The following is a 15,915-nucleotide window of genomic DNA, read 5'->3' as shown; positions in this document are numbered from 1 at the left end:
TGAACGGCCCTCACCGGTTCGTACGCCCGGCGTGAACGGCCCTCACCGGTTCGTACGCCCGGCGTGAACGGCCCTCACCGGTTCGTACGCCCGGCGTGAACGGCCCTCACCGGTTCGTACGCCCGGCGTGAACGGCCCTCACCGGTTCGTACGCCCGGCGTGAACGGCCCTCACCGGTTCGTACGCCCGGCGTGTGGACCACTCGGCGCCGGGCCGCCCGGCGCGGGCCGACTCGCTCCGCCGGGTCGCCCGGATGGGCCGACTCACCCTGCCGACTCACCCCGCCGGGCCGCCCGGCGGGGTCCCGCGCGCTACCGCGCGCAGGTGAAGATCGCGGTGCCGGGCAGGTGACGGCCGCGCAGCGGGCTCCAGCCGCCCCACTCGCGGTCGTGGCCCGGCGGCCACTCGGGCTCGGTCAGCCCCCGCAGCACCAGCCCCGACGCGGTGATGAGCCCGACCCAGTCGGCCATCGTGCGGTGGTGCTCGACGTAGGAGGGCCGCCCGTCCTCGCCGATCTCCACGTACGCGGAACGGTCGAAGTATGAGCGGTCGGAGGTCAGCCCGGCGGGGCCGGGGTCGTCGGGGAAGGCCCAGCGGACCGGGTGGCTCACCGAGAAGACCAGCAGGCCCCCGGGGCGCAGCACCCGGTGGATCTCGGCCAGGACGGCCCCGGCGTCGGCCACGAACGGCAGCGCGCCGTACGCCGAGCAGGCCAGGTCGAACGTCCCGTCGCCGAAGGGCAGGACCTCCGCGTCCGCCTGGACCACCGGCAGCGCCGACCCGGCGTCCTGGTCGATCCGGCCGGAGTGCTGGAGCTGCCGGAAGGACAGGTCGAAGGCGGCCACCCTGGCGCCCCGCCCGGCCAGCCAGCGCCCGCACTGCCCGGCGCCGCAGCCGATCTCCAGCACGTCCTTGCCCTCGACGTCGCCCAGCAGGCGGGCGTCGGCCTCGTCCAGGCCCTCGGGGCCCCAGACGAACCCGGAGTCGCGCAGGAACTCCCCGTGCTCGGCCTGGTACTCGTCGGCGGCGCCGTCCCACCAGCCGCGGTTGGCCCGGGAGGTGGCCGCGGCGTCCACCCGGTGGCGGCCCACCCCGGCGAGGCTCATCAGCGCATCTTCGGGCGGGGCATCTTCGCGCCGCGCGGCAGCGGCCCCTTGGGCATCGGCAGCGTCTGCGGGAGGGCCTTCAGCCGGTTGTTGATCTCGTACAGGGCGGGCTTCTTGAGGTTGCGGGGCAGCTTCATCAGATGCCGCTGCAGCTTGGCCAGCGGGATCTGCCCGTCGCCGTCGCCGGACTGGACGTCGTAGACGGGGACGTCCAGCGCGACCCGCTGGACGCGCTTCTTCTCGGCGACCAGCATCTTCTGCACGCGGCTGCCCGGCCCCTCGGAGACCAGGATGATGCCGGGGTAGCCGACCACGCGGTGCACGATGTCCTGGTCGCGGGTGACGGCGACGGCGGGGGTGACCTCCCAGTTGCCGCGCATGCCCTGCAGGATCGCGGCGGCGGCGCCGACCTGCCCGTGCAACATGGAGTACTGGGCCCTCTGGGCGAGCTGGCCGAACACCACCAGGCCGACGGTCAGGGCCAGCATGATCCCGATGAAGAGGAGATACCAGAACCAGCCCGTGACCAGGCCGACCACCACGCACAGCGCGAGCGTGCCCAGCGCTGAGGCGTAGACGATCGGCATCCCCTTGGGATTGGCCTCCTTGATGATCTTCGCGATCATGCGGAGCTGCTTGATGCGCCCCGGGCGCTCTGAGTCTTCGGGCTTCTTGGCCATGTCTGAAGGATACAAATCCAGGGCTCAAGAAGTGAAAACGTGACCTGCCGGACGCGGGTTCCGCGGGCCGCGCGAGGGCCCGTGACCGTACGCGTTCACCGGCGCGGGGAGCCCGCGAACGCCGGTACGGCCCGGGAAGCGCCCTTCGGGGCACCTCGCGCGATCCGGCGGCCGGACGGACCGGCCTGCCGGGCGGAGAGCCTCGGACCCGGAAACCGGAAGGACCCCGCTCGGGAGCGGGGTCCTTCCGGTTTCGCGAGGACTCGCGGGAGCCTGAGGCTCAGGCGTGCTGGCGAGCCTCGACGGCCTGCTTGTACAGGCGGCCCGCCCGGTAGGAGGAGCGGACCAGCGGCCCGGACAGGACCCCGGCGAAACCGATGGCCTCCGCCTCCTTCTGCAGCTCCACGAACTCCTCCGGCTTCACCCAGCGCTCGACGGGGTGGTGGCGGGGGGTGGGCCGCAGGTACTGGGTCACGGTGAGCAGGTCGCACCCGGCCTCGTGCAGGTCGCGCATGGCCTGGACGACCTCCTCGCGCTCCTCGCCCATGCCGAGGATCAGGTTGGACTTGGTCACCAGACCGGCCTGGCGGGCCTTGGTGATCACTCCCAGGGACCGGTCGTAGCGGAACGCGGGCCGGATGCGCTTGAAGATCCGCGGCACGGTCTCGATGTTGTGCGCGAACACCTCGGGCCTGGAGGAGAACACCTCCTCCAGCTGGGCCTGGTCGCCGTTGAAGTCGGGCACCAGCAGCTCGACGCCGCAGCCGGGCAGGAGCGCGTGGATCTGCCGCGCGGTCTCGGCGTACAGCCAGGCGCCGCCGTCGGGCAGGTCGTCGCGGGCGACGCCGGTCACGGTCGCGTAGTTGAGCCCCATCTGCCGCACCGAGTCGGCCACGCGGCGCGGCTCGTCGGTGTCGTACGCCTTGGGCTTGCCGGTGTCGATCTGGCAGAAGTCACACCGCCGGGTGCACTGGTCACCGCCGATGAGGAAGGTGGCCTCGCGGTCCTCCCAGCACTCGGAGATGTTGGGACACCCCGCCTCCTGGCAGACCGTGTGCAGTCCCTCGCGTTTGACCAGCGCCCGGAGCTCGGTGTGGTTCGGGCCCGTCCTGAACTTGGTCTTGATCCAGTCGGGCTTCTTCTCGATGGGGGTCTCGGCGTTGCGGACCTCGAGGCGGAGGAGCTTCCGCCCTTCGGGGGCGACGGTCATGCGAGCTCCTTCGTCGGTCGGGGGACCGAGGTGGTGCACATCGAGGTGCCGTAAATGTCGTCACGCTCGCTCACCTCACCAGCTTATGTCCCGCCGTAAGCTGCGGCGGACCCGGGGCGCGCCGTGCGGGACGGGCGGAGAACGGCGCCGGGATCAGCGCCGGAAGAGGTCCTCCTCGGGCAGCTCGAAGGCCTGCGCGCCGAGCGCCTCCGCCAGGTGCTTCTCGGCGTACGGCAGGACCTCGTCGACCACGATCCGGCGGCCGGTCTCGGCCGACAGCGAGGAGACCCCGGCGTCGCTGATGCCGCACGGGACGATCCGGTTGTACCAGCTCGGGTCGTTGGAGCAGTTGAGGGCGAAGCCGTGCATCGTGACGCCGCCGGAGACCCGGATGCCGATGGCCCCGACCTTCCGGTCGGGCAGTCCGTGCGAGGGGTCTCCGGCCACCCAGACGCCCCCGCGCCCCTCCACCCGGCCCGCCTGGACGCCGAAGTCGGCGCAGACGTGCACCAGGGTCTCCTCCAGGAGCCTCACGTAGGCGTTCACGTCGAGCGGGCCGCCGAGCCTGACGATCGGGTATCCGACCAGCTGGCCGGGACCGTGCCAGGTGATCCGGCCGCCCCGGTCGACCTCGACGACCGGGGTGCCGTCGGAGGGCCTCTCGTGGGGCGCGGTGCGTTTGCCCGCCGTGTAGACCGGCGCGTGCTCGAGCATCAGGCAGGTGTCGGGAATCTCCTCGGCCACCCGGCGCGCGTGGATGCGCCGCTGAAGATCCCATGCCTGCTCGTAGGGGAAGTCAACGCCAAGACGGACGATTGCCAGGTCACTCACGCCTCAAGAGTAGTTGACCCGTTCGTGGTTAAGACGTGAGAAGCCGAGGCTCGATGCGGAACTCCTTGGCCCCACCCGCCCCGTCGTGCTCAACCTTGTAGGCGTAGGCGTCCGGATGCACGCTGACGGCCTGGATGAACTCGGTGCCCACGTAGTGCAGGGCGACGCCCTCGTCGGCGGCGTAACCCTCGGGCAGCTCGCCCGAGGCCACCGCCTCGTGCAGCAGTCGCCGGCGCTGCGGGTCGGAGTCGTAGTGGACGCCGCAGGAGTAGGGGAGCATGCCCAGGCCGTCGGACCACACCCGCAGCGTCGGCCCGAAGGAGTCGGTGTTGCCGCCCACGTGCCAGCAGAGCGCCCCGGCGCTCTGGCCGGACAGCACCACGCCCGCCCGCCACGCCTCCTCGAAGATCTCGTCGAGGCCGTGCAGCCGCCACAGGGCCGCCAGGTTGGCCACGCTGCCGCCGCTGACGTAGATGATGTCCTGGCTGAGGACCCACTCGCGCGGGTCCTCGACGTTGGTCATCGGGAACACCGTCAGGTGGCTGACCTCGACGTCCCACGCGCCGAAGGCCCCGTACATCTTCAGCAGCCACTCCGCGTCGTCGCCGGTGGCGGTGGCGAGCAGGCCCAGGCGGGGCCGGTCCTGGCCGGTGAGGTCGAGGGCGTACCTGAGCAGCGGGCTCGCCTCCATGGTCCCCTGGCGCGTGGACGCGCGGAACGAGCCGCCTCCGATCGCCAGGATGTGCGACTGCCCGGGGCTGCCCATGTCTGTCTCCCTAGTGATCTCACGGCCGGAACGCCGAAAACGGGGATCTTAGAGTACGGCGGCCAGTGCCTCGTCGAGACGCATATGCCGGAACGCGTGGCCACTGTCGAGCAGGCGCCGCGGGAGCACCCGCTGGCTGGTCAGCACCCCCTCGTCGGCGAACTCCCCGATGGCCGCGCGCAGCACGAAGCCCGGCACGGCCAGCGGCATCGTGGGCCGGTGGAGGGCCGCCCCGAGCGCCTTGGTGAACTCGGCGTTGGTGACCGGCTCGGGCGCCGTCAGATTCACCGGCCCCGAAATTTCGGGATTTTCCAGGATGTGCCGTACGGCGAGAACCCAGTCGTCGATGGAGATCCACGACCAGTACTGCCGCCCCGAACCCAGCGGGGCGCCCAGCCCCACCTTGAAGACGGGGAGGAGCTGCGACATCATGCCGCCCCGGCCGCTCAGCACCAGGCCGGTACGGAGCCTCACCACCCGGATCCCCGCCTCCTCGGCGGGCGCCGTCTCCGCCTCCCACGGCACCACGACGTTCTGCGCGAGGAACCCGGCACCCGCGGGCGCCGTCTCGTCCACCGCCACGTCCCCGGTGTCGCCGTAGAAGCCGATCGCGGAACCTGACAGCAGCGTCGCGGGCCTCGCCGTCAGACCGGCGAGCGCGCCCGCCAGGGTCCTGGTCCCCTCGACCCGGCTGCGGACCACCTCGCCCTTGTGGCCTTCGCTCCAGCGCCGGTCGCCGATGCCCGCCCCGGCGAGATGGATCACCGCCTCCGCGCCCTCCAGCGCCGCCCGCTCGACGACCCCCTTCGCCGGGTTCCAGAAGGCCTCGTCGTCGCCCTCCGGCACCCGCCGGACCAAACGGACCACCCGGGCGCCGTCGTCCCGCAGGGCCCTGACCAGAGCCGATCCCAGCAGGCCCGAGGATCCGGTCACGATGATCGTCATATCGTCCAATGTAATCGACCTCCCCCCGGGTCTTCGGAAACCGGGCGCCCTCCGGATTCGCGTCGTCCCCGCGAGCCCTCGCGGCGCCGTGAGGGTCCCCGCCGACCGGCGCCCCGCATCCCGGCGAGGCGGGGAGAACGAGCCGGGCCGGCCCGCGAGGTCGCGGACCGGCCCGGTGGGAGAGAACGGGTGACTAGCCGTTGAGGCCCAGCTGGTTCTCGAAACGGCCCTCCTCCAGGCGACGCTTGATCGTCGTCAGGAAGCGGGCGGCGTCGGCGCCGTCGACCAGGCGGTGGTCGTAGCTGAGCGCCAGGTACATCATCGAGCGGACGGCGATGACCTCGCCCTCCGGGGTGTCCAGGACCACCGGGCGCTTGACGACGGCACCGGTGCCCAGCATGCCGACCTGCGGCTGGTTGAGGATCGGCGTGTCGAACAGCGCGCCGCGGCTGCCGGTGTTGGTCAGCGTGAACGTGCCGCCGCCCAGCTCGTCCGGGCTCACCTTGTTGGTGCGGGTGCGCTCGGCGAGGTCGGCGATCTTACGGGCCAGGCCGGCGATGTTGAGGTCGCCCGCGTCCTTGATCACCGGGACGATCAGGCCACGCTCGGTGTCCGTCGCGAAGGCCAGGTGCTCGGCGTCGAAGTACGTGACCTCGTTGGTCTCGCTGTTGATCGTGGCGTTCAGCTTCGGGTGCTGCTTGAGCGCCTCGATCGTGGCGAGGGCGAAGAACGGCGTGAACGAGAGCTTGACGCCCTCGCGCCGCAGGAACTCGGCCTTCGCCTGCTCGCGCAGCCGCGCGATCTTGGTGACGTCGACCTCGACCACGCTGGTGAGCTGGGCCGAGACCTGCAGCGACTCGACCATGCGCTTGGCGATGGTCTGGCGCAGCCGCGACATCTTCTCGGTGCGCCCGCGCAGCGTGGTGTCCACCACGACCGGCTCGGGGGCCTGCGGGGCGGACCCCTGGGCCGGAGCCTGGGCGGCGGCCTGCGGTGCCTGGGCCTGCGGGGCCTGGGCGGCGGCGGCGCGCTCGCGCTGGTCGCGGGCGGCCTCCAGGACGTCCTGCTTGCGGATGCGCCCGCCGACGCCGGTGCCGGTCAGCGCGTCGAGGTCGACGCCGTGCTCACCGGCGAGCTTGCGCACCAGCGGGGTGACGTACGGGCTGTCGCCCGACGACTGCGCGACGGGCTCGGCCGCCGCGATCGGGGACGGCGGCGCGGCCTGGGAGGGCTGGGCGGTCTGCGGGGCCTGGGGGGCCTGCGCCGGGGCGGGAGCCTGCTGCGCCTGCGCGGGTGCCGGGGCGGGCGCCTGGGCCTGCGCGGGAGCGGGGGCCTGCGCCTGCTGCGGGGCGGGCTGCGGGATCGAGGAGACCGGCTGCGCCTGCTGCGGGGCGGGCTCGGGCTCGGGCTCCGGCTCGGGGGCCTTCTCCTGAGCCGGGGCGGCGGCGCCCTCGGTGCCGTTCTCGTCGATGACGGCGAGCTCGGCGCCGACCTCGACGGTCTCGTCCTCGGCCACCACGATCTTCGTGAGGATGCCCGCCGCGGGGGAGGGGATCTCGGTGTCGACCTTGTCGGTGGAGACTTCGAGAAGGGGCTCGTCGGCCTCGACGCGCTCGCCCTCCTTCTTCAGCCAACGGGTGACGGTGCCCTCCGTGACGCTCTCACCGAGCTGGGGCATCTGTACGGACTTCGGCATGGGTTGTCTTCTCTCGCGTTCCGAGTGAGGGCTTGCGTTAGTTGTGGACGTGGAGCGGCTTGCCGGCCAGCGCCAGCATCGCCTCGCCGACGGCCTCGGACTGGGTGGGGTGCGCGTGGACGAGCTGCGCGACCTCGGAGGGCAGGGCCTCCCAGTTGTAGATCAGCTGCCCCTCGGTCACCAGCTCGCCGATGCGGCGGCCGACCATGTGCACACCGAGCACCGGGCCGTCCTTCTTCGAGATGATCTTGACGGCGCCCTGCGTCTGCAGGATCTGGCTCTTGGGGTTGCCCGCGAGGTCGTAGGTGAACTCCACGATCTCGTGGCCGCGCTCCCTGGCCTGGGCGGAGGTGATGCCCACCGAGGCGACCTCGGGGTCGGAGTAGGTGATCCGGGGCACGCCGTCGTAGTCGATCGGCACGGGGTTCAGACCGGCGATGTGCTCGGCCACCAGGATGCCCTCGGCGAAGCCCGCGTGCGCGAGCTGCAGGGTCGGGATGAGGTCGCCGACCGCGTACACGCCAGGGACGCTGGTCTGGCAGAACTCGTTCACCGTGACGGTGCCGCGCTCGATCGCGACGCCCGCCTCCTCGAAGCCCATGCCCGCGGAGACCGCGCCGCGCCCGACCGCGACGAGCAGCAGCTCGGCGTCGAGGGTCTTGCCGTTGGCCAGGCTGACGACCACACCGGTGTCGGTGGTCTTGACGCCCTCGAAGAAGACGCCCAGCTCCTGCTTGATGCCGCGGCGGCGGAAAGAGCGCTCCAGCAGCTTGGAGCTGGACTCCTCCTCCAGGGGCAGCAGGTGCGGCAGGGCCTCGACGATCGTCACCTCGGCGCCGAAGGAGCGCCAGACGCTGGCGAACTCCACGCCGATGACGCCGCCGCCCAGGACGACCACCGAGGTGGGCACCCGGTCGAGCTTGAGCGCATGCTCGCTGCTGATGATCCGCTCGCCGTCGATCTCCAGGCCCGGAAGGGACTTGGGGGCGGAGCCGGTCGCCAGCACGATGTTGCGGCCCTCGTAGATCTCGGAGCCCACCGACACCCGGTTCGGGCCCGCGAGACGGCCCTCGCCCTCGATGATCGTGATGCCCTTGCTCTTGAGAAGGCCCTGCACGCCCTTCCAGGCGCGGGTGACGATCTTGTCCTTGAACGCGTGGACCGCGGGGACGTCGATGCCCTCGAAGCGGGCCTTGACGCCGTAGGTCGCGCTTTCCCGCGTCTCGTCCGCGATCTCCGCGGAGTGCAGAAGCGCCTTGGTGGGGATGCATCCCCGGTGCAGGCACGTACCGCCGATCTTGTCCCTCTCGATCAGCGCGACCGTCTTGCCCAGCTCGGCCGCCCGCAGAGCGCAGGCATACCCTCCGCTACCGCCACCTAGGACGACGATGTCGTAGGGGCCGCTGCCATCAGCCACAGGAAAGCTCCTTGTCGGATCGAAATACCGTCTTCACGGTCGCGCCCCTTGTCGTGTCCTGAACGGCCGCGCGGATCCTCGATCGCATCCACGCCGCCGCCGCCGGACCCGGCTCGGCGCCGTGCCGGTGTCCGCCCTTGGCCTGACCCCGGCAACCGCATCTTTTCATTTGTCCAGGTTGCTTGTGACCCGCTTGCGCGGCGCCAACGGTTACCGCGGAGGCTCGCCCGCGTAGCGCTCGGCCAGGCCGACGAGCGTCCGGGTGATCGCCCCGGTGCCGCCCTTCGGCGTGTAGCCGTGGGCCTCGCCCTTGTTGAAGGCGGGGCCGGCCATGTCAATGTGTGCCCAACGGACCCCGTCCGGCACGAATTCCCGCAGGAAGATGGCGGCCGTCAGCATCCCGCCGAAACGCTCGGGGTGCAGGTTGGCGATGTCGGCCACCGGGGAGTCGAGACCCTTGCGGAGCTCGTCGGGCAGGGGCATGGGCCACGCGGCCTCGCCCTGCTCGCCCGCCGTCGCGACGATCTCCGCGCGGAGGTCGTCGTCGTTGCCCATGACGCCCGCCGTCCGCCAGCCCAGCGCGACGATCTGCGCGCCGGTGAGCGTGGCGACATCGACGATCACGTCGGGATCGTCCTGCCCGGCGCGGGCGATGCCGTCGATCAGGACCAGGCGGCCCTCGGCGTCGGTGTCGAGCACCTCGACGGTCTTGCCCGCGAAGCTGGTGAACACGTCGGAGGGGCGCTGCGCGGTGCCGCTCGGCATGTTCTCCGCCAGGCAGAGGTAGCCGACCGCGTTGACCTTCAGGCCCAGCCTGGCGATCGCCAGGAGCGCGCCGAAGACCGCACCCGCGCCACCCATGTCCGACTTCATCCAGTCCATCGAGGCCGTCGGCTTGAGCGACAGGCCGCCCGAGTCGAAGGTGATGCCCTTGCCGACGTACGCGAGCTTCGTGCCGGCCTCGGGGTGGCTGTAGGAGAGGCGGACCAGCCGGGGCGGGTTGGCCGACCCCTGGCCGACGGCGACGATGCCGCCGTAGCCGCCCTCCTTGAGCGCATTCTCGTCCAGGACCTCCACCGACAGGCCGGCCTCGGTGCCCACCTGCTCGGCGATCTCGGCGAAACGGGCCGGCCACAGGTCCGACGGCGGGGTGTTGACGAGGTCGCGGACCAGCGAGACCGACGTGGCCAGGGTGGTGGCGCGCTCGATCGCGGCCTGGGCGCCCTCGGCGTCGGTCAGCACGGCCAGCTCGGACACCGGGGAGCTCTGCTCTCCCGCGGTGCGGTATCTGGTGAAGGAGTAGGCGCCGAGAAGGCCGCCCAGGGCGACGGCGCCCGCGTGCTCCGCGCTCGCGGCGGGCAGGGCGAGCGCCACGCGGCCGGTGCCGGCCAGCGCGCGGACCGCGGTGCCCGCGGCGCGGCGCAGGATCTCGGCGTCGTAGCCCTCCTTGGAGCCGTCACCTGGGGCGTCGCCCAGGCCGACGACGACCAGCAGGGGCGCGGTCAGCGCGCCGAAGGTGGGGATCTTGGAGATCTCGCCCGGCTTACCCTTGGCGCCCACGCTCTCAAGCGTGGCGGCGAGCCTGCCGCCGAGCGCCTGGTCGAGGCCTTCGGCCCCGGGAGCGGGAAGCAGGCCGTCAGGTCCGGTGTGGACGCCGACGACCAGCGCGTCGGTATCGAACGAGACAGCGTTGTCAGTTGGGGTAAGCCGCACAGTGGTCACGTAGGCCGATGCTAGTCGGGCTGGCGCAGTACGCATAAACGAGGGTTCGTCCTACGAATCCTGCCACCCTATGGTGCTATTCGCAGTGGCACCATTTGGCCTCTTGGTGCTAATGTCGCTAGCACTATGTTGCTTACCTTGGATCTGAACGATCCCCGGCCGCTGCACGAGCAGGTCGCCGAGGCGATCAGACGCGCCGTCGCCGAGGGTTCGTACGCTCCGGGAGACCGGCTCCCCCCGGCCCGCGACCTGGCCGCCGCACTGGGCATCAACGCCAACACGGTGCTGCGCGCCCTGCGGGACCTGCGGGACGAGGGAGTGCTGGAGTTTCGCCGGGGCCGCGGCGTGAGCGTGCTCAGCCGCCCCAACCCGCGCAGCGTCATCGAGGAGAAATTGCGCTCCCTGCTCGCCGAGGCGGTCCAGTACGGCTACCGCCACGACGACGTCATCGAGCTCATCAGAGAACTGTCGTGACCGGGCCGGGAGCCCGGTCCTTCGAAGGGGTGACCGCCGTGGGCCTGCGAGCCCGATTCCTGTCCATCGCCGCCGGCTGGTTCGCGCTGGTGGCCGCCGCCCTGGTCGCCGCGCCGCTGGCACTGCGAGACCGGCTGCCCGACCCGATCGCCACGCACTGGGGGCCGTCCGGTTCCCCCGACGGCTCGATGCCGTTCACCGCCTCGCTGCTGCTCCAGGTGGGCCTGTGGACGCTGCTCGCGGGCGGGGCCTGGGTGTTCGCGCTCGCCGGCTCCATGACGTTCGGCCGCAGGGCGAGCCGCATGGCGCTCGGCGCCCTGCTGGGCGGTGCCGGCCTGTTCTTCCTGGGGCTGCAGGCGGTCACGCTGGCGGCCAACCTCGACGTCCCCGACTGGGGGCGGGCCGCCGAGCTGGGGTGGGGCGCGCTGCTCGCGGTCGCGGGGCTGGTGCTGGGCGGCTGGCTCGGCGCCCTCGCCGCCCGCCCGGGGCCGGACGACCGCCCCGAGCCGTCCGCCGTCCCCACGAGGCGGATCCCGCTCCGCCCTGGCCAGCGCGCGGTGTGGGTCTCCTCGGTGCGCAGCGGCCCGTTGACCGCGCTCGGCGGCTCCGTCCTGGCCGCGGGGCTGGGGCTCGCCGTGCTCGCCCTGATCGGCGGCGACGGCGCGCTGTGGCTCCCCGCGACGATCATGTTCCTCGCGGGCCTGCTGGGGTTGACCATCAGCTCGGTGCGGGTGCAGATCACCGAGGAGGGCGTCGTGCTCTTCTACGGGCCGTTCCGCCTGCCCCGCAAGCACATCCCGATCGAGCGGGTGGAGCGGGCCTGGTCGGAGGAGCTGTTCCCGTCCAACGTCGGAGGCTGGGGCATCAGGGGCCTGCCCGGGACCGCGACGGTCATGATCCGCGGCGGGGAGTGCCTCGTGGTGGGTTACGTCTCCGGTGGCCGCTTCGCCGTCTCGATCGACGACGCGGAGAGCGGGGCGGCCCTGCTGAACACCCTCGCGGACCGGGCGGCCACCGGTCCGTCCGCCCGCTGACCACTCGTTCCCGGCCCGTTCCCGCCTCGTCTCCTCCCCCTTGAGGTCTTCGGGCCCTCCCGCGGTCATCTCCGCGGCCCTTCCCTCCTCCCGCGTCCAAGCATCCGAAGGTGTTGTCATGCTTCGCCGGTTCCCCGACCTGTGGTTGTTCCTGCTCGTCGCGTTCGGGCTGTCCTGGTTGTTCGCCCTTCCCCTGTGGCTGTCGGACGCGCCGACCGGCACGCTCGCGTTCACGGCGATCGGGGTGGCGATGATGTTCACCCCGGCGCTCGGAGTCCTCGCCGTCCGGCTGCGAGGCAGGCGGCTCGGGGACCCCGCCACCGGGCGCGAGTGGGCCGTGCGGATCGGTTTGTCGACGGGCGGGAGCCGGGGCCGCACGCTCGCGCTGGTCGCGCTGGCCTGGTTCGGTGTCCCCGCGCTGGTCATCGCCGCGATCGCGCTCAGCGCCGCCCTCGGCCTGCTCTCCGTCGACCTGCGAGAGTTCAGCCTGTTCCGCGAGAGTCTGGCGGCCATGCCGGGAGGATCGCCCCCGGTGGAGGCCGGAGTCCTGGTGGCCGTGCAGGCCGCGTCGATGATCCTGGTCGTCCCGCTGGTCAATTCGGTCGCGGCCTTCGGTGAGGAGCTGGGGTGGCGAGGCTGGCTGTTGCCGCACCTGACGCCGCTCGGCACCTGGCGGGCGCTCCTGGTGTCCGGGGTGATCTGGGGCCTCTGGCACTTCCCGCTCACCCTGCGCGGATACAACTACCCCGAACTCGGGGCGTGGGCCGCACCGCTGTTCGTCGTCTTCTGCGTGACCTTCGGGGCCCTGCTCGGCTGGCTCCGCCTCCATTCGGGAAGCGTCTGGCCCGCGGTCGTCGGGCACGGATCGCTGAACGCCTCCGCGAGCTTGGTCGTGCTCGTCGGTGACGCGGCCGACCCGCCCGCGTTGGCCGTCGCGGGGATCACGGGCCTGGCCGGCTCGGCGCTGCTGGCCGTGGTCTCCGCGCTGCTGTTCAAATACCGGCCGGTCGAGCGGCCGGTCCCGGCTGCCGCCGCTGAGACCCCGGGTGCCGCGTGAGATCCCGGGCGGGGAAGGTTTCTCGAACGTCTTGGGACCTCTGGATTTTTTTGGGGGCCGGGCCCGGCGGGGAGATCAGTTCGTGAGAATCGTGCAGGCCAGCAGGGTCGTCGCGGTGGCGATCTCGACGAGGGCGCCGAGTACGTCGCCGGTGACGCCACCGAGCCGCCGTACGGCCCTGCGCCGTACGGCCCAGGCCGCCAGCAGCCCCACGAGCATGGCCAGGGGGGCGAAGAACGGCCCCAGGCCCAATACGAGACCCGCGCCGGTGGCGCCCGCCCCGGGCAGGCCGCCGACTCCGGAGTGGGGCATTTCCACGTAGGCCCAATAGCCCCATCCACCGGGGGACTCGGACGGGGAGCCGGAAGACCACGGGTCGAAGGCGCCGGTGCCGTGGAGGTGGAACAGCGCCGCCGTTCCCGCGAGCACCAGCGCGGTCACGGCCACCGCGACGCTCCTCCGTACGGTGCCCGCGACCATCGCGCCGAGGCCGTCGGGGCGCGCGGGGGGAATGCCCGCGCGGCAGGCCCAGGTGAGGGCCAGCCGTCCGGCCGCGCAAGCCGCGACCAGGGTGAGCGCGCCCGCGCCCGCTCCGGCACCGGCGGTGGCCTCCCACAGGGCCGTCACCTGGACGAGCAGGATGAAGACCAGCGTCACCACGCCGAAGGGGCCGATGTCCGACCGCTTCATGATCTCCAGCGCCCGCTCGGCGGGTTTCCCGCTGCCCAGCCCGTCGGCGAGGTCGGCCAGGCCGTCCAGGTGCAGCCCCCGGGTGAGCAGCGCCACGGCCGCCACGGCCAGCACCGACGCCGGAAGCGATGCCGTTCCCAGCCACAGGGAGATCGCCAGCACCAGACCGCCGACGGCCCCGATCGCCGCTCCCACCAGCGGGGCCACCGCCATCGCGACGCCCCCCGCCCGGCGGTCGACCACCCCGGGACGGACTGGAAACACGCTCAGCGTGCCGATCGCGAGCCGCACCCCGTCGGCGAAGGTGGACGGGCCGTCCTTGGGCGGGGGCGAGGGTTCGGACACGACCGATGATCGTAGCCGTCGGTCTCTCCGGTGTCGTGGCCGCGTACGTTCACCGGATTCGGTGGTGTGCCGCCTCGGGGACGGCCACGCCCGGGGCCGTGACCGGAAACCCGGTGAGGGTTTCCGGTCACGGCATCGGGGGGTCGGACGGGAGGGAGGCATCGGAAGATCGGAGGGGAGAGATCAGATGGGGAGGGGAAGGAGGCGGCCGGCGACGACGAGGGTGACGTCCTCCGACTCCAGGGCGAGGCGCTGGTTCAGCCGGCCGAGAGTGTCACGGAACATCCGGCCGCTGGCGGTGCCGGGCACCACGCCGAGACCGACCTCGTCGGAGACCGCCACGACCCGGACCCGGGTCTGCCTCCAGGCCGCCACCAGGTCGTCACACCGGGCCGCGACAGCGTTCTCGCCGGTTCCGCCGCCCCCGTCGTTCTTGCCGGTTCCGCCGGTTCCGCCGGGCCAGGCGTCGCACTCGTCGAAGACGGCGGCTACCCAGGTGCCGAGCCCGTCGATCAGCAGCGGGGTGTCGGCCGACCGCAGCAGCCCGGCCAGGCCGGTGGTCTCGGCGGTCCTCCAGTGGGCGGGCCTGCGGTCGCGATGCGCTCGGACCCGGCGCAGCCACTCGGGATCACCGTCGCCGGACGGTCCGGTCGCGACGTAGAGCACCTCGGGCTCGGCCGCCAGTCGCAACTCGGCCTCGGCCGACTTGCCCGACCGGCTTCCCCCGAGGAGCAGGGTCCTCCTGGGCGGGGAAGCCGGGGCGGGAGGGGGTCCGCCGGTGTCGACGACCGTGCCGTCCGGCACGACGCGTACCCCCCACAGCGCGGCCCTCCGGGCCAGTTCCGCCTCCGTCGCCACCCGGTGGTCGACGCCGACGGCCACCACGTGCGTCCGCTCGCCGACCAGGCCTCGCCGGCGCAGGTCCCCGAGCCGTTCGGGCCGGTCCAGCACGTCCAGCAGCACCAGGTCCAGCGCCTCTCCCGCGTCACCGGTGTCCCCCGCTCGCCGGCCCCGCCCGTCGCGCGGAGACTCACCGCGCGGAGACTCGCCGAATGGGGATTCGTCGTACGGAGAAGGCGGGGGTGGAGAGGAAGCGGCGTAGAGGACGCGCCGGCCGCCGGGGGTGGTGACGGTGAGGCCGTCAGGGCCGGTCGAGGCGCGGTAGCCGGGCGGCGGCGGGCCGGAGAGCGGTAACCGTACGGGGCCGTCGGGTGCCGCCGGGCCGTCGGCGGGCGGCGGAGAGTCGCCGGGTGCCGCCGGGCCGCCGAGCACCAGGAGGTCGTCGGGTGCAGCCGGGCCGCCGAGTGTCACGGAGGTGGGGCGGCGGCCCGGCGTGACACGGGCGCACGAGGCGCACCCGCAGTCCGGGGCCGGCCACCCGCCCGCGCCCGCCGTGCCGGAGATCAGGACCCTCACGCGCGGTCTCCCATCGGGTTGAGAAGCTGGTTGGGAAGCCGTGAGCCTCCGCCCCCGGGGAGGCGGACGGCACCCCACGGCGTACGGGTACCGGAACGCCCCCGGCGGCGGAGCACAAGGTCCATGATCTCGCCTTCATGCCCGGGAGTGCCCGGGAGAGGTAGGGTTCGCTGAGCCGCCGAGGGGCACCGGCAGGACCCGCGAGAAGGAGCTATGGCATGACTTGGCGCTGGCGTTATGAAAACGCGAATGGTGGCGAGGTAGTCGAGGGTGTTTCGCCGTCCGACACGTTCCCGAGTCAGGCCGATGCCGAGTCGTGGCTCGGTGAAAGCTGGCGCGAGCTGCTGGAGTCCGGGGTCGAGAAAGTCACCCTGATCGAAGGCGAGCGTGTCGAGTACGAGGGAATGTCACTGCGCCCCGAATGAACCTGAGCGAACGGGGAAACCCCTCGCCCCTCGTCTTCACGAGGGGCGAGGGGTTTCCCCGTTCCGCGACCGGGGTTCCGCGACCGGAGGCGAGGTGTCAC

The 15,915-nt window shown here is 72.4% G+C and carries 15 protein-coding genes; 4 read left to right on the top strand and 11 right to left on the bottom strand.

From position 1 onward, the window contains the following. Positions 1 to 311: 311 nt before the first annotated feature. The 9 genes from ACSDR0_RS06475 to ACSDR0_RS06435 form a co-directional block, all read right to left on the bottom strand. Positions 312 to 1,106 (bottom strand): class I SAM-dependent methyltransferase, encoded by a 795-nt coding sequence (locus ACSDR0_RS06475; RefSeq protein ID WP_435287804.1) that lies wholly within the window; start codon positions 1,104 to 1,106, stop codon positions 312 to 314. Beyond that, positions 1,106 to 1,786 (bottom strand): DUF4191 domain-containing protein, encoded by a 681-nt coding sequence (locus tag ACSDR0_RS06470; protein ID WP_435287803.1) that lies wholly within the window; start codon positions 1,784 to 1,786, stop codon positions 1,106 to 1,108. The genes ACSDR0_RS06475 and ACSDR0_RS06470 overlap by 1 nt, the downstream gene beginning before the upstream one ends. Positions 1,787 to 2,066: 280 nt before the next feature. Then, positions 2,067 to 2,996 carry a lipoyl synthase gene (lipA, locus tag ACSDR0_RS06465; RefSeq protein WP_435287802.1) on the bottom strand — a complete coding sequence of 310 codons (930 nt, stop codon included), beginning with the start codon at positions 2,994 to 2,996 and terminating at the stop codon, positions 2,067 to 2,069. Between the two features lie 153 nt (positions 2,997 to 3,149). Beyond that, positions 3,150 to 3,827: a lipoyl(octanoyl) transferase LipB gene (gene lipB / locus ACSDR0_RS06460; protein WP_389914308.1), complete on the bottom strand. Its 678-nt coding sequence runs from the start codon at positions 3,825 to 3,827 to the stop codon at positions 3,150 to 3,152. Positions 3,828 to 3,855: 28 nt separating this feature from the next. Continuing rightward, entirely contained in the window at positions 3,856 to 4,593 is a 738-nt protein-coding gene (locus ACSDR0_RS06455) for a Type 1 glutamine amidotransferase-like domain-containing protein (protein WP_435287801.1), read from the bottom strand. Positions 4,594 to 4,641: 48 nt separating this feature from the next. After that, a complete protein-coding gene (locus ACSDR0_RS06450) occupies positions 4,642 to 5,538 on the bottom strand; it encodes a TIGR01777 family oxidoreductase (RefSeq protein ID WP_435287800.1) in 897 nt (298 codons plus the stop codon). Positions 5,539 to 5,731: 193 nt separating this feature from the next. After that, a complete protein-coding gene (sucB, locus tag ACSDR0_RS06445) occupies positions 5,732 to 7,234 on the bottom strand; it encodes a 2-oxoglutarate dehydrogenase, E2 component, dihydrolipoamide succinyltransferase (protein WP_435287799.1) in 1,503 nt (500 codons plus the stop codon). A gap of 37 nt (positions 7,235 to 7,271) precedes the next feature. Further along, positions 7,272 to 8,651, bottom strand: coding sequence for a dihydrolipoyl dehydrogenase (gene lpdA / locus ACSDR0_RS06440; RefSeq protein WP_435287798.1), 1,380 nt, complete (start codon positions 8,649 to 8,651; stop codon positions 7,272 to 7,274). A 210-nt stretch (positions 8,652 to 8,861) separates the two neighbouring features. Beyond that, complete coding sequence (locus ACSDR0_RS06435; protein ID WP_435287797.1) at positions 8,862 to 10,373, bottom strand: leucyl aminopeptidase; 1,512 nt, start codon at positions 10,371 to 10,373, stop codon at positions 8,862 to 8,864. Between the two features lie 138 nt (positions 10,374 to 10,511). Here ACSDR0_RS06435 and ACSDR0_RS06430 point away from each other — a divergent pair, with 138 nt between their 5' ends. The 3 genes from ACSDR0_RS06430 (at position 10,512) to ACSDR0_RS06420 (ending at position 12,938) form a co-directional block, all read left to right on the top strand. Then, on the top strand, positions 10,512 to 10,847 hold the full coding sequence (locus tag ACSDR0_RS06430) for a GntR family transcriptional regulator (RefSeq protein WP_435287796.1): 336 nt from the start codon (positions 10,512 to 10,514) through the stop codon (positions 10,845 to 10,847). A 38-nt stretch (positions 10,848 to 10,885) separates the two neighbouring features. Then, complete coding sequence (locus ACSDR0_RS06425) at positions 10,886 to 11,881, top strand: DUF1648 domain-containing protein (RefSeq protein WP_435287795.1); 996 nt, start codon at positions 10,886 to 10,888, stop codon at positions 11,879 to 11,881. A 118-nt stretch (positions 11,882 to 11,999) separates the two neighbouring features. Next, on the top strand, positions 12,000 to 12,938 hold the full coding sequence (locus ACSDR0_RS06420; RefSeq protein ID WP_435287794.1) for a CPBP family intramembrane glutamic endopeptidase: 939 nt from the start codon (positions 12,000 to 12,002) through the stop codon (positions 12,936 to 12,938). 75 nt (positions 12,939 to 13,013) lie between these two features. Here the strand turns inward: ACSDR0_RS06420 and ACSDR0_RS06415 are convergent, their stop codons facing one another. Further along, positions 13,014 to 13,973, bottom strand: a complete 960-nt coding sequence (locus ACSDR0_RS06415; protein ID WP_435287793.1) for an adenosylcobinamide-GDP ribazoletransferase — start codon at positions 13,971 to 13,973, stop codon at positions 13,014 to 13,016. 183 nt (positions 13,974 to 14,156) lie between these two features. Beyond that, positions 14,157 to 15,389 (bottom strand): bifunctional adenosylcobinamide kinase/adenosylcobinamide-phosphate guanylyltransferase, encoded by a 1,233-nt coding sequence (locus ACSDR0_RS06410; protein ID WP_435287792.1) that lies wholly within the window; start codon positions 15,387 to 15,389, stop codon positions 14,157 to 14,159. Between the two features lie 218 nt (positions 15,390 to 15,607). On the opposite strand from ACSDR0_RS06410, the gene ACSDR0_RS06405 reads away from it, so the two are divergent. Further along, a complete protein-coding gene (locus ACSDR0_RS06405; RefSeq protein ID WP_329092749.1) occupies positions 15,608 to 15,814 on the top strand; it encodes a hypothetical protein in 207 nt (68 codons plus the stop codon). The last annotated feature ends 101 nt before the right edge of the window (positions 15,815 to 15,915 follow it).

It is taken from the genome of Streptosporangium sp. G11, assembly GCF_051192615.1.
Classification (GTDB): domain Bacteria; phylum Actinomycetota; class Actinomycetes; order Streptosporangiales; family Streptosporangiaceae; genus Streptosporangium.
The sequence above is the reverse complement of the archived record's forward strand: the minus strand, read 5'-3'. Positions and strand labels throughout refer to the sequence as shown.

Coding starts and splice junctions, on each gene's coding strand:
- ACSDR0_RS06475 (WP_435287804.1), bottom strand. CDS start 1,106: ATGAGCCTCGCCGGGGTGGGCCGCCACCGGGTGGACGCCGCGGCCACC.
- ACSDR0_RS06470 (WP_435287803.1), bottom strand. CDS start 1,786: ATGGCCAAGAAGCCCGAAGACTCAGAGCGCCCGGGGCGCATCAAGCAG.
- lipA (WP_435287802.1), bottom strand. CDS start 2,996: ATGACCGTCGCCCCCGAAGGGCGGAAGCTCCTCCGCCTCGAGGTCCGC.
- ACSDR0_RS06455 (WP_435287801.1), bottom strand. CDS start 4,593: ATGGGCAGCCCCGGGCAGTCGCACATCCTGGCGATCGGAGGCGGCTCG.
- ACSDR0_RS06450 (WP_435287800.1), bottom strand. CDS start 5,538: ATGACGATCATCGTGACCGGATCCTCGGGCCTGCTGGGATCGGCTCTG.
- sucB (WP_435287799.1), bottom strand. CDS start 7,234: ATGCCGAAGTCCGTACAGATGCCCCAGCTCGGTGAGAGCGTCACGGAG.
- ACSDR0_RS06420 (WP_435287794.1), top strand. CDS start 12,000: ATGCTTCGCCGGTTCCCCGACCTGTGGTTGTTCCTGCTCGTCGCGTTC.
- ACSDR0_RS06405 (WP_329092749.1), top strand. CDS start 15,608: ATGACTTGGCGCTGGCGTTATGAAAACGCGAATGGTGGCGAGGTAGTC.